The sequence below is a fragment of the Flavobacterium sp. W21_SRS_FM6 genome, assembly GCF_052119645.1.
In the GTDB taxonomy this organism is placed as follows: domain Bacteria; phylum Pseudomonadota; class Gammaproteobacteria; order Enterobacterales; family Alteromonadaceae; genus Paraglaciecola.
Window position 1 is genome coordinate 134554 of the sequence record NZ_JBGQOM010000003.1, and the last position, 13544, is coordinate 148097.

The following is a 13544-nucleotide window of genomic DNA, read 5'->3' on the forward strand; positions in this document are numbered from 1 at the left end:
CCGAGCCAACATGAGTTAGGCCCGGCAGAGGGTGTTATACATTGTCAGCCAGCCATGAATTGGCTGGCTGTTAGTAAGCGGCTGTTTTTCAACCTTTACAGTTTGTAGCTAAAACCAACTGAGTACTCACGACCTGCCCATTGCAAATCTGACGAACGGCCAGGACCTGCGTTGACATGATAGACCTCACCGGTAAGGTTACGGGCATCCGCGTACACTTTCAGATTAGGCGACACGGTATAAGTCAGCTTACTGTCAAGGTAACCTGCGTCATCAACATAAGCCGGATTACCTGAACGGTCTGCCGCATTTCTTAAATATTCACTGCGGAAGTTATACGATAATTTAAAACTCCACTTTTCATTTTCATAAAAGCCAGTCAAGTTGTAACTGTCCTTAGATTGAGAGGGAAACTCCAGCTCTTCTCCGGTCAAACGGTTGAAAAGACCAACATTGTCTGCTTCCATATAGGTGTAGTTAGCCGTTGCGCCAAGGCCATTAAAGGGTTCGGGTAACATTGAAAATACCGTAGAAGCTTGGAACTCAAGCCCTTTGGTTTTTACTCCACTACCATTCAATTTCTGACGCACATCCCACAGTCTTCCGTCACCAAAAAAGTCCACGTCAAAGCGAGTATCAGGGTCAATGATCCAGCTAGTGATATCTTTAGTGAAGTACGCTACCGATACAATCGACTCCTCATCCGGATACCAGTTTAGCGCCAGGTCAAACTGGTTAGCGCGGTAAGGTTCAAGTGCCGGATTACCTGCCGTACAGTTATCTGGCGTATTGTCAATTTGCGCCTGAGTATTTTTACGCAAGGTACAGGTTGCATTTACGTTCATGTCAGTAATGATTGGACGCGCCATCACTTTTGCCACGCCAACATAAAACACCAGTTCGTCTGGGATCAACGAAACATTCAGGTTAAAACTGGGCAAATAATCCGTGTAGTCAGATTCAATGGTTTTACGCCCAAGAAAAAAGTCTGGATGTTCTTCATCGGGAAGAACTTGACGCGATGGGTAAGTGCCGGTGGTCTCATTAAAGATTGGATCACCATTTTCATCCAGCTCATCAACGATGACGTTAATTCGCACATTTCCGTTGGTGGCATTTTTAGTTTCTACCGCTCGTATCCCAAAGTTACCCGAGTAAGTAAAGCCCATCAGTTCGCTTTCAAAATTGGCCTGCAGATAGACTGCCTGTGTTTTTACTGAAACATCATAGTTGCCGTTTTGAACATTCAGGTCTTCACGAGTGGTATTGTCAGCAGAAACCGCCTGCAGCGCTTCCAATACCGCCGGTGAGTCCAACGCCAGCCAAGAACCTAATGAGTCAACGCTTAAATCGTAGCCTTTAAAAAACTCGTCGGTTTCAACCATTCTGCCGCCCAACAGTTCTGCCTGATCCTCAATGGTCCACACCACACCGTTGTATGCTGTGCCTACGTTGCGGTCAATGTCATAGCGGTAATTCCAGTTGGCAAATTTTTGTTCTGTTCGCTGATAACCAGAGCGCAGTAGTACCCAAAAATCAGAATCGGGAATATAGGTAACATCAACTTTACCCATGGTTTCTTCACTTTCGTCCTTAGCAGGACGGTAATCGAAGCTGGTACCACCGACATAACTATAGGGGTCGTTAATATCGAGTTTGTTGGAGGTATCTGTTAAATCATCGGGATTGCGGATATAAGCATCGGTTAAATCCAGCGCTGACAAACCTTCGTCGTTTAAGCTGACTTTCATGTCAACCAGACCTCCGGCCCAGGCACTGACACTGCGCGAATCAATATCTTGATCAGTGGTAGAACGTGCCAATACTCCTTCTACTCTCCATGCATCGTTTCTAAATTGGAAACCCGTTTCAAACTGGGTTGATTTTTGGTCCCAGTCAAATTCTAATACTCGGTTACTGATAGATGCATTGGCAGTTTCAAAATAACGCACGTTATGCAGGTCATCGACCACGACTGATTCGGGTTTGATCCGGGCAGTAGACTGGGTTTCGAACTGTAAGTTAATGTCTTTGGCTGTTTTATCGCGCATGTTGTAGGTATAGCTGGCATGGGCCGAGAACATGTCATTAAACGCATACTGCACCATGGCATTGGCAGATATGCGCTCTTCCTGACGCTGCCACATACCATAGCGGGGTAAATAAGGGTTAAAATCTAACCACTGCGCTTCACAGTTAGCTTGATTAGAACTGGTTGCACAATCGGCTTTATCAGTGACCGATGCAAAGCTTGGATCAACTACAGTTTTTTCAGGCGAGTTATCATAGTCGGCAAAACGTGCCCATTCGGTATTTCGCAAGGCATGAGTCAGCGTGGTTTTATCCGCGCCGGTCACATTCAGTAAAACACCAAAATCGTCACTGAATTTGTGTACACCGGTCAGGTTGAATTTAGGCATAACGTCACCAATCAAATCGTTATACTGGCCTTCGCCTGACACCGAGAAAAAATCTTCTTTAAATTCGTTAGGCTTACGGGTATTAACTTGAATTGTACCGCCTATACCGCCTTCGGTCAGACGTGCTTCAGAGCCTTTAATTACGTCCAAAGATTTAACTAATTCAGAGGCCATATCACGGAAATCGACCGCGCGTGATCCGCCCATACCCAAGGCACCGACACTATTCACTTCAACGCGTAACAATTGTGGGTCAACACCACGGATACTGACAGACGCACCTTCGCCCTGATCCCGGGCTAGCTGAATACCGGGAATGCGCTGTAATGCTTCTGCTACGTTTTTATCTGGAAATTCACCGATATCTTCAGCCACCAAAGAATCCTGCATGGTTCCGGCTTGTTTTTTACGATCCAGCGCACTGCGCTGACTAAACCGAATACCGGTGACTTCAATCACTTCAGTTTCTTCTTTGCTTTGCTCAGCAGAGGTTTGACTGGTAACTGCAGTCGTTTCTTGTGCATAAGCCGAATTTGCAGCAAGGGCTCCAAATGTCGCCGTTGCAAAAAGAATCGAAGTAATGTGACTCGCAATTGCCTTTCTAGTAAAGGGGATTAAAGGACTTTGCGAGCCTAGGGCAATACGCTGCTTGATGTGTGTCATTGTCGCCTCTGTGATGTTAGCAGGTTGGGTTAATTGTTATTTACAAAATACGATTGTTAATATTTTGTTTACAGGGCGTATCCTAATTGCCCTAAATGTCAACGTCAACAACAATCAATCATTAGCAATCATTAACAGCCATTAATAATCACTAAGTTCATATATGAATATTGTTTTTCTCGATGGTCTGGTTAAACGTTTACATGCGTCGAGAAAGTCTGAAACGCCTTTACCAACAGGGTTTAAGCCAGAAATTAACACCTTAACCGAGGTCATTTTGACGACGACAAAATGACCTTCGTTGACATTTGGCTTGAGGGAAGTGATTAGTCTTGTGCGAGGCTGTGGAGCAAGGTCATTATTTTTTCGACATTTTCAGGGTGAGTACTTTCTAATATGGTATGAATAAAAGGCTTACGTTTTTTTATTAAGTTAATTAAATGTTGATGATTCATTAGACCAGTACCAGAGGGTAAGTCACCGGATTTTAAACCATCCACCAGCACAAAATCTTTACAGTGAATGGCAACGATACGCTCACCAAACAATTCAAAGGCTTGGTCCATCAACTGTTCTTGTTGTGCACATTCTTCAAGCGGAAAAAAGTTAACGGGGTCATAGATTATTTGCACATTAGGGGAGTTAACCAAGTCCAGCATTCGCACCATCTTGGCATACGAGTGAACCACATGATGATGGGCCACGCCTTCAATACCCACAATACTGCCGTATTTTTCAGCGGTAATCGCTAGGCGTTTTACCGATGCAACCAACTCCAAGAACGCTTCTTCACTTTGGCTATCAGGGTGATAAGTACAATCGGCATTACGCGAGCCTGTTTCGGTACCCACAATGGCACAACCAAAATCACGGGCAAAACGCAGGTGCTCTTCAAAGCGCTGCAGTGACAGCTCTTTAATAACTGGATCAGGATGAATCGGATTAATATAACAGCCCAGCACCGCTATATTAATACCTTGTGCGGCAAAGGCATCACGCACATGATTAGCCAAGCCTGGGCTAAGTTGACCCGGCTGCTCACCAATAAAAGGAAAGGACTTAGCGAGGGCTAATTGAATACAAGAGGGGCCGAATGGGGCGAGTTTTGCAGCAATTTCAGTAGGTGTGCCTTGGCCATAATCATGGGCGCGTAATCCGATATTAAGCATAACAATATTCTTCCAAAGTGATGCAGGGCAGCAACCACCTGCTTACCCTGAAATATAAGTGAGTTTTAGGGCTAGCGTCCTAAGATGAAGTGCAGCTCTTTCGCTACCGTTGCCGCAGTCAGTTTGGCACCCGCCTCACTGGTATGCGTATGTTTGTCAGCAAACAGGGGCGCGACATTAGCCTGACCTAATACGTCATATTGCTGGGCGATAAGGCTGTGTAAATCGATAAACAGAGTGCCACTTTGCCGTGCTACTTGCTGCGCCCATTGGGGATAGCTATTGACTGCTCGGTCAATGCGCGGTGCATCATCTTGAAATATTTTACGTGGTACGGGCGAGCAAATAATCGGGGTAATTCCTAGTGCACGCGCCTCGCCTATCATTTTTCGTAAATACCAGCCATAACTATGCACGGTTTCAACGTCACCCGTAACCAGGTTATTAATCACTTCAAATTCAAAGCCAAGGCCTTTGATCGTGCCCCGTGCACGTTTATCGTCATTTAGCGGCGCATTGTCGTTATGCCCAAATTGAATGAGTACATAGTCACCCGGCTTCATCATATTTAAAGCCCGTTGCCAGTGACCGCCTGTCACAAAAGTACGACTACTGAGACCACCAATTGCCCGATTAACCAGGTTGAACTGTTTGTCACTAATGTGCTCTTTGATAAAATCTCCCCAGCCCCACTCGCCGTTAGCACCATCTCCGGCACCATTGCGCACGGTAGAATCACCTACCATAAAAATGCTCGGTAAATGAGCATTGGTCACAAAAGGTTGGCGTAACCACGTATATTGCGCAGCTGCGACGTTGCGGCCCAATTCTGAATACCACTGGTCATCTAAGGTAGGTTTTAGCCCTTTTAACGCAGCGATAATGGTCGATGCATGTAACTCGGCGCCAAGGGCATTAAAATGGGTATGGTCTTTGGTGTACAGTGCAGCGGTTTGTTCCATGCCCATAGCTTCAAGTGCGTCAGCAACCGGATTGCTTACGTCAATAAACGCAGTGTCTAACTCCCATGATAATTGATACATCCAGCCACCGTATTGACCTGAACCGCGTTCGATACGACCTTGTTGCCAGATATTTCGAGCCGTAAGCGACAATAAAATAGGCGTAGCATGTTTGGCTTTTACCTCTGCCACCATTTGGCGTATATAGTGGCCAAAGGTATAGACCCTCTCATCTTGTTTGCTCAGCAAATTATGAATATCTACACTCTCATCACCAAGACCCGGCAAGGTACCTCGCGCGCGACTATCGTCATTCACTGCACTGGCATCGTTATGGCCAAACTGAATTAACACCACATCGCCAGGCTGCACATCGTCAATCAGCTTTTGCCACAAACCCTCGCTAATAAACGTGCGCGTACTGCGGCCACCCCGCGCGCGGTTATCCACTTTAACCACACTACTGTCCAAGTACTTATCCAATACGGCTGCCCAGCCCTGATGCTGCGGATCGTTATAAGTGGCCGCCGTTGAATCACCCGCCACAAAGATAGTATGAGGCTGCCATGCGGGCTTTGGCTGCTCAGCCCATGCCAGATTAATCAGGCATAACAAACTTACGGCAACAATAAATGGGGCAAAAAAACGCGGCATATATTTTACTCTCGATTAAGCCTGTTAAAACGTAACACTCGGCATATAAAGCCACCAGGCTGGATGAAAATTCACAATAATGATTATTTTTGATTGTATATGAGTGAAAGTGCCGATTCAACACTGTTATTACAAACTTGTTAACAGGGTAAGAAAAAGTTAAATAGAATTGATGCAACACATCTTATGCTGCGTTAGATGCAGTTAAGTCAGTCATATCAACACAAAAGTACAGATGGGGTGCTGAATGAACTCAGTAAAACTAGTGGTGATTGCGCGTGTTTTTGTTAATTGGAATGATGATGAAACGTAGGGAATAGATAAGCAAAATCACTTTTTCTATACATCAAAACGGTGACATGTATAAAAAAACGCCGAAGCCCACCGTTATCTGGCTGAGCTTTCAGGCTAGGTCATTGCTGCAAAGCAATAGGCAATAGCCAGTGCCGAACTGCGCTAAGAGGTCACTCAACTATGCCCTTTAATCTTGCTAAGGTTCGCATACTCTCGGTGGCTGGTAGTGGCGCATAATCGGGGTTTTTGGCAATCAATAGATACTCACCTTCGGCGACTTTTTTAACATCACGCAACAGGTATTGATCATCGCCACTTTGATCTTGATTTTCGATAACCACGGTGCAATTTTGCAACGAGCCTGCGCTGACTGGGCTGATCAGTTCTAGCAATAATAATTGGCCATCCTCAATCGGGTTTTTACCACCGTTCATCGAATTACCGCTAGCACGGGCTAAAAAATGCTTTTGCGGGTTGAGCTCGCCATGCCCTATTGGCGCGACACACTGCTCAGCATCGCTGGCATCGCCTGTTTTAAAATGCCCACAAGCGATTTTGATATTTGGGTAATAGCTAAGGAGTACAGCCCCATCGTTATCAGCAGTTTCAAGACTGTCGTTGGCCGCCGTTATAGTTGTAGTATTGGGTACAGCGGTTTGAATGACCGCTGAGCCGCTACTAGCAAGCACAAATTGTGCTTTGTTTAACCACAGTTTGGCACCGTTAACTTGCGCCACCGAATAGGCCCAGTCGCTAACAGCCAACGATTTTTTGACATCGCAGTAAAAGTAAGCGCTTAGTTCGGTATTTAACAGCGCCGCATGTTTAACCAAGTTTTGTTCTTGCCAATTATCACGATGAACGCGCGCCGCTAAATGGTCGCGCTTACTGTTATTGCATGCGCTGTGAGCCGCCACAAAATTATGACCAAGATCAGTAGAGTAACGGGCAAAGGGAATAAAATGGTCAACCTCCGTTTGCTTTAAATTTAAGGGTTTATGACAATAAAAACATTGGCCTCGCTGGATTTCGATTAGTACTGGACGAGCTTTGTTGAGCGCGTTGCGGTCAAGCCCAAACAAGAAATCATGAAGCTGGCTTTGTGCGCCTAACACTTGCTGATTTTCTTTGATATTTTGAATTTTTTGCAGCCAAGCATTTTTAGTCAGATGCACCACCAAGTCATAAAAACGGCGAAACGAGTACGCTATACCAGCATTGAGTTTAATAAACTTGCTGTTGTTGGTGTGCGGATACAAAAAACATTCTGCCTGTTTGGATAAAATTTGCAAACGCCACAAGGGCCCAGTTTTAATGGTTGTCAGCGTAGCGCGATAAATCTGTGGCCAGTAAGCACTTTGTTTTAGTTGACGAATATTGCGGATATTATTTTGCTGGCTCTCATATAACACGCTGATTACTTTAGACTGCCTACCACTATTTTGTTTTAACAAGCCGCCATCGCCACTTTTTGCAGGGGAAAATGGCGCTGCATGATGCCAGTAAAGCACAATAAACTTATCGACTAATTCATCTAAGGTAATCACTAACTCACTGTTTGAATCTTGCAGCGGGTGTTCAATACACATGTCGGCAATGGCGTGCAGCAGTGCAAATTTATAGGTTGCAGCAAAATCGCCTTCTGCCAGCATGCGCTGAATGTAGGCAATAAAATCGAGTTGTTGCTGCATGCCCGCCACGTCTAGATGGGCTCTTTACGGATAAGAGCATTTAACCAGCTTTCATGGCTGCGCTCGGGGCGAATGTCGGGAGTTTGCCAACTTTTAAGTAGTTTAAGACGACTCTGAGTGGCCAGCAGCGTGTTTAATAATTCTTGGTTTAAATCAGTAAATAAACGGCCGTCTTGTTCGCGCTCTGCCGTGCCGTATTTAAACGATACGTACAGCACTGCGCTGGGCCGCATGGCCCGTTGTAAGCGGGCAAAAACGTCGGACAATTCTGCTTTGGCAACGTGTAACAGGCTGGCACAGCACCAAATACCGTCATATTGCTCTTGTGATTCTATTTGCTGAAAGGTTGTTAACTCAACCTTTTGCTGTAGGTTTATGCTGGCTATATTGACTAATTCTTGGCTGGCATCAAAGGCGATAACGGTAAAACCCTGTTGTTTAAAGTAGCTGGCGTCACGCCCACTGCCGCAGCCAGCATCCAAAATATGGCCTTTAGGTTTTAGCAGCGGTAAAAATTCAGCGTACAAGGCAGACATATCCAGCAAAGCCGTAGACGCGGCAAAACTATCGGCATGTAGGTTGTAGTAATCGATTGTTTTATCGAACATTATTCAGCTTTTGATAGCAACAGTTAACTAAATCTAACACGGCTGTTTACTGGGTATAAACTATTTATTGGCGATATCACTGTGAAATAATCTAGCCCAGTATTTTACGCTCGACGCTAACTCAAAATCAGACTGTTTGTTGTTGAATGTTTCGGCCCTGAGTAACACGGTTACAAGGGCCTTGTACTATTGGATGATTATCGCTGTTGATGGGCCGCCCAACAGGGGTTGGTATAGGGCGGTACAGATACTATTATGCAGCAGGAATTTCATAAAAAGGCCGCTGACTGGCCGGATAAATCGCTAGTTGGTCTAACACTATACCGGTTTGATTAAACGCTAAACGGATGGTGTGCAAACCTGGCTGCTTAACAGTAAAGGGTAAGCCTAGGTTTTGACTATTTCGCAATATATTGGTTTTCCATTCTTCGCTTCTGCCTTGGGTATTAAGCTTGCTACTGCTTAGTGCTTTACCGTTTATAACAACGCTTACTTGATGATTAAAGTCATTCGCATGGGTGGGCAAAAAACGCAGTTCGAGCTGATAATCACCAGGCTCTTTGATATTGATGTCATATTCCAACCAAGGTTGTTGCTGCTCAAAATATTCCGCTTTAAATGGGCTTAATGTCATTGCTGCATTGCTGTAGCCCAGCCCTTGAACTGCCTGCCATTGCACCTTTGGCTGTTGAGAGTGTCGGGCATACTCTTTGGCGTTAAGATACACAGTTTGGCTTTTGTCTATTGTTTGCTCAGTGGCGCTTTTCACAAAATCAAAGGTAGGCGCGTGAAACACCGGTAGGTTTCGCGGGGCCATCGACATCATATATTGCCACTTACCTTGCGCTAACTGATTATAGTGTTCAGTTAATTGTTGTATCTGTGTATAAGCTTGCAGAGCAGCTTGCTTATACACCTCGCGCTGTGTTGGCGATGCACTGTTGGCAAGGAGTTGTTGATATAAAAACTTGTTGTTCATCGCCGCGGCGGCCTGAACAGGATATGCCACTAGTTCAAACCAGGCGCTTTGCCGGTGTTGAGGAATACGTTTACCCAGCTTAGCAACTTGCTGTGTGAGCCGATGATAAGCGCTAATACGCGTTTGTGCTTCTATGTCGCTAAATTCACTGATTTGCGTTTTTGTGGTGGGTTCGGTTTGACTCCAGCCCATGTATTCAGGTTTACGTAACATGGCCAAACGATAGTATTCGCTCATCATGTCACTCACTTCTTCAGCTACGGCGTCGCCAAACTCCCGCGCGGCCCAATTGCGTAAATGAGTGGCAATACTTTCAGCGCTAATGCCTTCGATGTTCCAGGCTAAATCAAGAAAAAACTCTGTGGTGTATTCAGCCGGTTTGATATCTCCAACGTTAGCTATCCAAATTTTGTCAGCGCCGTTTGCATAGGCTCGGGTCATTTCGTACCAAATAAGGCCTGGCTGTGTGGTACTTAACCACAAGTAATCATGGGGCCGCCCCCAATAACTCAGATGATAATAAACGCCACTGCCGCCCGGTCTTTGCAGCTCAGCGCCTTCGCTTAAACGGCGGATGTAACCGTAGTTATCGTCGGTCCACATTAAGGTCACATCTTCAGGTACCTGTAAGCCGCCATCATATAGTGGCAGCACTTCTTTGTAGGGAATAAATACCTGCGGAATATCAGTGATAGGCTTGTTTAGGGTCGATGCCAGCATCTGACGCTGAGTACGCAAAATATCTTGTAATATGGCAATAGAGTCTGCTTGTGATTCGGCGCCTTCCATTTTGCTATCGTGCACGCCACGCATACCCAAAGTCATCATGATCTGAGTATCGGTGCTTTTTACTTCTTCGATGCGTTGCTGCCAATAGGTATCCACTTTGGCCTTGTTGGTAAAGTAGTTATAGTCGCCTTGCGTGGCGTGATCCCACTCTGCTACGTTATTGCGTAGCATCGGTTCGGCATGAGAGCTGCCCACCACAATATGATACTTCGCCGCCATTTGCGGATTTCCACTGACGGTAAAAAATCCTTCCGTACCTGGATGCATGGCAGGCCACACTGTGTTGGCTTTAAGGCGCAGCAGTAATTGGAATATTTTTTCGTAGGTGAGCGGGCCTATATTTGCTGAATCTGGATCGAAAGTTTTGGCTGCCCATGGTCGCAAGCCCCAGTCTTCATCATTTAAAAATACCCCACGATATTGTACCGACGGGCCCTGAATTGTCTGAATATCAGCAAAATCCACAGTGAGGATTTTTTGCGGCGTAGGCGTAACATCGGCCCACCATTGCCAGGGTGACACTCCCAAGCGTTCGGCTAGTTCAAATACCCCATAAACGGTACCGCGCACATCACTGCCAACGATGAGAAGATTTTTTGCACCAAGGGTGAAGGTAAAATGTTCCCACTTGCCTTGTAAGCCTTGGTGCTGGTCACGGGGTAAATTTGCATGCTGCACTATGTCATCATTTAGCTGACCTATCAGTACGCCTTCTGCTGGCATCTGTTTCACTTGATTTAAGGTTGGACGACGCCCAGTGATGGTATGGATATCGTCAAGCAATTGATTAACCGCCCACTTAATGAGCGGGTCAGCCTCGTTATCAATGTAAAACTCGCTCACCTGCTGTAAGCCGACAAACTCAAATGTAGTTGGCGGTTTAGTTGCCTTATGTTGAGCAAACACCGATAAAAAAGGTAAATAACAACAGGCAAAAATTAGCAGACATATGGGCTTAAAATAGGTTTGATTCATTGATAGTTACCTAAGCTGTTGCAATGCGTTGAACTGGACTGCGGACACACGCAAAGCTGAGCCATGACGACTCCCTTCAGGCATGACTAAGTGCTCAGACACATTTTGCCACTGCTGAAAATCTTTGGTGTACATAGCGCCATAACGATGCTCTGTGTATTGGTCAAAATAAACGTAGTGACCTTCATGGGTTGTTAACATGGTGGGGCCTTCAACACATGTGTCTTTGGGCGAAAATGGAATTGCATTGAGGAGCCAAGGCCCCTCCATGGATGGGCCAGTTGCCATTAACATATTTTTTGCCGGCGGATAGCGCGTTTCATCTTTGACGATCATCACATAATCGTTAGCAACCTTGGCAATGGTGGCATCGATGACGTTGAAATCAGGCTGATAAAAAAGTTTTGTGGGGGTGTAGTGCGTAAAATCTTGGGTGGTGGTTGCGTATATACGGTGATCCCAGCCTTTGTCTGCACTCGCTTCTGTTTGCGGATAAGTACCAGGTATCGTTGATGCCCAGTAAATGAAATATTGTTGTGTTAACTCATCCCAGGTTATTTCTGGTGCCCACGCATTGCGGGCAGTAGGAAAGTCAGCCATAACAGCGAGGTATTGTTGTGCAGACCAATGAATAAGATCGCTAGAGTGCGCAAGGCCGATGCCCTTATCTTCCCATCCGGTGGTCCATACCATGTGAAAGATATTATCGGGGCCAAGAATAATGCATGGATCTCGCAGCAACTTGCCACCAATTTGCGGGGTTAATACGCTTTGCTCATTATTTAAAGCCTGCCATACCAAGCCATCATGACTGTAGGCTAGGTGCAAGCCATCCTCGCCATTACCGCGAAAAGACGAAAATAAATACACATCATCGGCCGGTAAGCGCTGATCGTGTTTTCCACAAGCGAACAACACCTGTATGGCCACCAAAAGTGTGGCAAAACGCAATATCTTAGCCATTTTCACTTCCGTTCTGCTGATAAAAAAAGGCTGACGAAAAGCCAGCCTTTGACAGGACACATTGAACAAAACGCTTTACACAATACCTGAGGTATTACCGCCCGTTGAAGGACGTGATTTGGCGACTAACTGGCGATAACCGGACTGACGATAGGTGGCAATCGGTTCAATCGCGCCGCCAGCCCGATAACGTGCCATGGCCAATATGGGTGACACGTCTAAGTTAAAGGCTTTTTTAAGTTCGTTGCTGGCCATGATGGCATCGTTGGCAGTTTGATGGCCGTAAAGTGCGTCACGGTCAATCAATAGTGCTTTAACATACGAGCGTTGTACTTCAGCAGCAGAGTTAATCAAACTTTCAATTGGATCGGTGACATTGTGTGATTGATCCAACATGTAAGCCGGAGCAAAGCCTTCTTGCTGGCGGGCTTCGGCATCCACTAATTCATTGAAAATCAAGAATTGCTGATAGGGATGCAACGAGCCACTGTCGAGATCATCATCGCCGTATTTACTGTCGTTAAAATGGAATCCACCCAACTTTTTAAACTGGATCAGGCGCGATACTATCATTTCAATATTGACGTTTGGCGCGTGGTGGCCTAGGTCAACCAACGATTTACACTTAGGTCCAAGCTCCATGGCGGCTAAGATATTGCTGCCCCAGTCTTGAATAACCGTTGAGTAAAACGCCGGTTCAAACATCTTGTGTTCGATATGCATTTCCCAGTCTGAGGGTAACTCAGCATAAATCTTTTTCATACTTTCTAAATAGCGCTCAAAAGAACGTTGAAAATGCTGCTGACCAGGATGGTTTGAGCCATCACCCACCCACACCGTTAAACTCTTAGCGCCTAACGCTTGCCCCCATTTGATGACATCAAGGTTATGTTCAATTGCTTGTTGGCGCGTTGCTGCATCAGTATGACTTAAACTACCAAATTTATAAGAATGAGCCTGACCTTGTTGATCTTGAAAGGTATTTGAATTGACCGCAATCCATGACAAACCAAATTCATCAGACTTCTGTTTTAACTCACTGAAATCATCTACACAATCCCAAGGAAAATGCGGCGAAACACTGTCAGTGCAGGCCGACATATCGTTAATTACTGCACAGTCTTCTAGTTTTTCATAGATGTTGCGCGGCTCGCCCACTCCTGGAAAACGCGCAAAGCGCGTACCACCAGTGCCCGTACCCCATGAAGGCACGGCAATTTGGAATTTTTCGGCCGCCGCCGTGACGGTTTCAATATCAATACCACTGCGTGATAACTTTTCACCCAAATACGAGAAATCTTTGTTTAAATCATCGATATGGCGTTGGTTTTGCTCTTCAATAAAACTTTTTTCAATTCTTTGCATGTTCACTTATTC

General features: G+C 45.6%; 9 protein-coding genes. 1 reads left to right on the top strand and 8 read right to left on the bottom strand.

What is annotated here, in order from left to right; genetic code table 11:
- Window positions 1-95 precede the first annotated feature (95 nt).
- Window positions 96-3083: a TonB-dependent receptor gene (locus tag ACEN2L_RS06580; RefSeq protein WP_441742663.1), complete on the bottom strand. Its 2988-nt coding sequence runs from the start codon at window positions 3081-3083 to the stop codon at window positions 96-98.
- A 163-nt stretch (window positions 3084-3246) separates the two neighbouring features.
- On the opposite strand from ACEN2L_RS06580, the gene ACEN2L_RS06585 reads away from it, so the two are divergent.
- Window positions 3247-3378 carry a hypothetical protein gene (locus ACEN2L_RS06585; RefSeq protein ID WP_441742665.1) on the top strand — a complete coding sequence of 44 codons (132 nt, stop codon included), beginning with the start codon at window positions 3247-3249 and terminating at the stop codon, window positions 3376-3378.
- A gap of 31 nt (window positions 3379-3409) precedes the next feature.
- Here the strand turns inward: ACEN2L_RS06585 and ACEN2L_RS06590 are convergent, their stop codons facing one another.
- The 7 genes from ACEN2L_RS06590 to rhaI all read right to left on the bottom strand — a co-directional run bounded on the left by ACEN2L_RS06590 (window position 3410) and on the right by rhaI (window position 13532).
- The gene (locus ACEN2L_RS06590) at window positions 3410-4252 is read right to left on the bottom strand and encodes a sugar phosphate isomerase/epimerase family protein (protein WP_441742667.1); all 843 of its coding nucleotides are present in this window, start codon (window positions 4250-4252) and stop codon (window positions 3410-3412) included.
- Window positions 4253-4323: 71 nt separating this feature from the next.
- Complete coding sequence (locus ACEN2L_RS06595) at window positions 4324-5868, bottom strand: rhamnogalacturonan acetylesterase (protein WP_441742669.1); 1545 nt, start codon at window positions 5866-5868, stop codon at window positions 4324-4326.
- 464 nt (window positions 5869-6332) lie between these two features.
- Window positions 6333-7853, bottom strand: coding sequence for a S24 family peptidase (locus ACEN2L_RS06600; RefSeq protein ID WP_441742671.1), 1521 nt, complete (start codon window positions 7851-7853; stop codon window positions 6333-6335).
- A gap of 11 nt (window positions 7854-7864) precedes the next feature.
- Entirely contained in the window at window positions 7865-8461 is a 597-nt protein-coding gene (locus ACEN2L_RS06605) for a class I SAM-dependent methyltransferase (protein ID WP_441742672.1), read from the bottom strand.
- 253 nt (window positions 8462-8714) lie between these two features.
- A complete protein-coding gene (locus tag ACEN2L_RS06610; RefSeq protein WP_441742674.1) occupies window positions 8715-11204 on the bottom strand; it encodes a glycosyl hydrolase 115 family protein in 2490 nt (829 codons plus the stop codon).
- Between the two features lie 6 nt (window positions 11205-11210).
- A complete protein-coding gene (locus ACEN2L_RS06615; protein WP_441742676.1) occupies window positions 11211-12167 on the bottom strand; it encodes a glycoside hydrolase family 43 protein in 957 nt (318 codons plus the stop codon).
- Window positions 12168-12242: 75 nt separating this feature from the next.
- On the bottom strand, window positions 12243-13532 hold the full coding sequence (gene rhaI / locus ACEN2L_RS06620; RefSeq protein WP_441742678.1) for an L-rhamnose catabolism isomerase: 1290 nt from the start codon (window positions 13530-13532) through the stop codon (window positions 12243-12245).
- Window positions 13533-13544 lie beyond the last annotated feature (12 nt).

What these genes read in the sequence shown, in the direction of transcription:
- ACEN2L_RS06580 (WP_441742663.1), bottom strand. Translation starts at nt 3,083, where the DNA reads ATGACACACATCAAGCAGCGTATTGCCCTAGGCTCGCAAAGTCCTTTA.
- ACEN2L_RS06585 (WP_441742665.1), top strand. Translation starts at nt 3,247, where the DNA reads ATGAATATTGTTTTTCTCGATGGTCTGGTTAAACGTTTACATGCGTCG.
- ACEN2L_RS06590 (WP_441742667.1), bottom strand. Translation starts at nt 4,252, where the DNA reads ATGCTTAATATCGGATTACGCGCCCATGATTATGGCCAAGGCACACCT.
- ACEN2L_RS06595 (WP_441742669.1), bottom strand. Translation starts at nt 5,868, where the DNA reads ATGCCGCGTTTTTTTGCCCCATTTATTGTTGCCGTAAGTTTGTTATGC.
- ACEN2L_RS06600 (WP_441742671.1), bottom strand. Translation starts at nt 7,853, where the DNA reads ATGCAGCAACAACTCGATTTTATTGCCTACATTCAGCGCATGCTGGCA.
- ACEN2L_RS06605 (WP_441742672.1), bottom strand. Translation starts at nt 8,461, where the DNA reads ATGTTCGATAAAACAATCGATTACTACAACCTACATGCCGATAGTTTT.
- ACEN2L_RS06610 (WP_441742674.1), bottom strand. Translation starts at nt 11,204, where the DNA reads ATGAATCAAACCTATTTTAAGCCCATATGTCTGCTAATTTTTGCCTGT.
- ACEN2L_RS06615 (WP_441742676.1), bottom strand. Translation starts at nt 12,167, where the DNA reads ATGGCTAAGATATTGCGTTTTGCCACACTTTTGGTGGCCATACAGGTG.
- rhaI (WP_441742678.1), bottom strand. Translation starts at nt 13,532, where the DNA reads ATGCAAAGAATTGAAAAAAGTTTTATTGAAGAGCAAAACCAACGCCAT.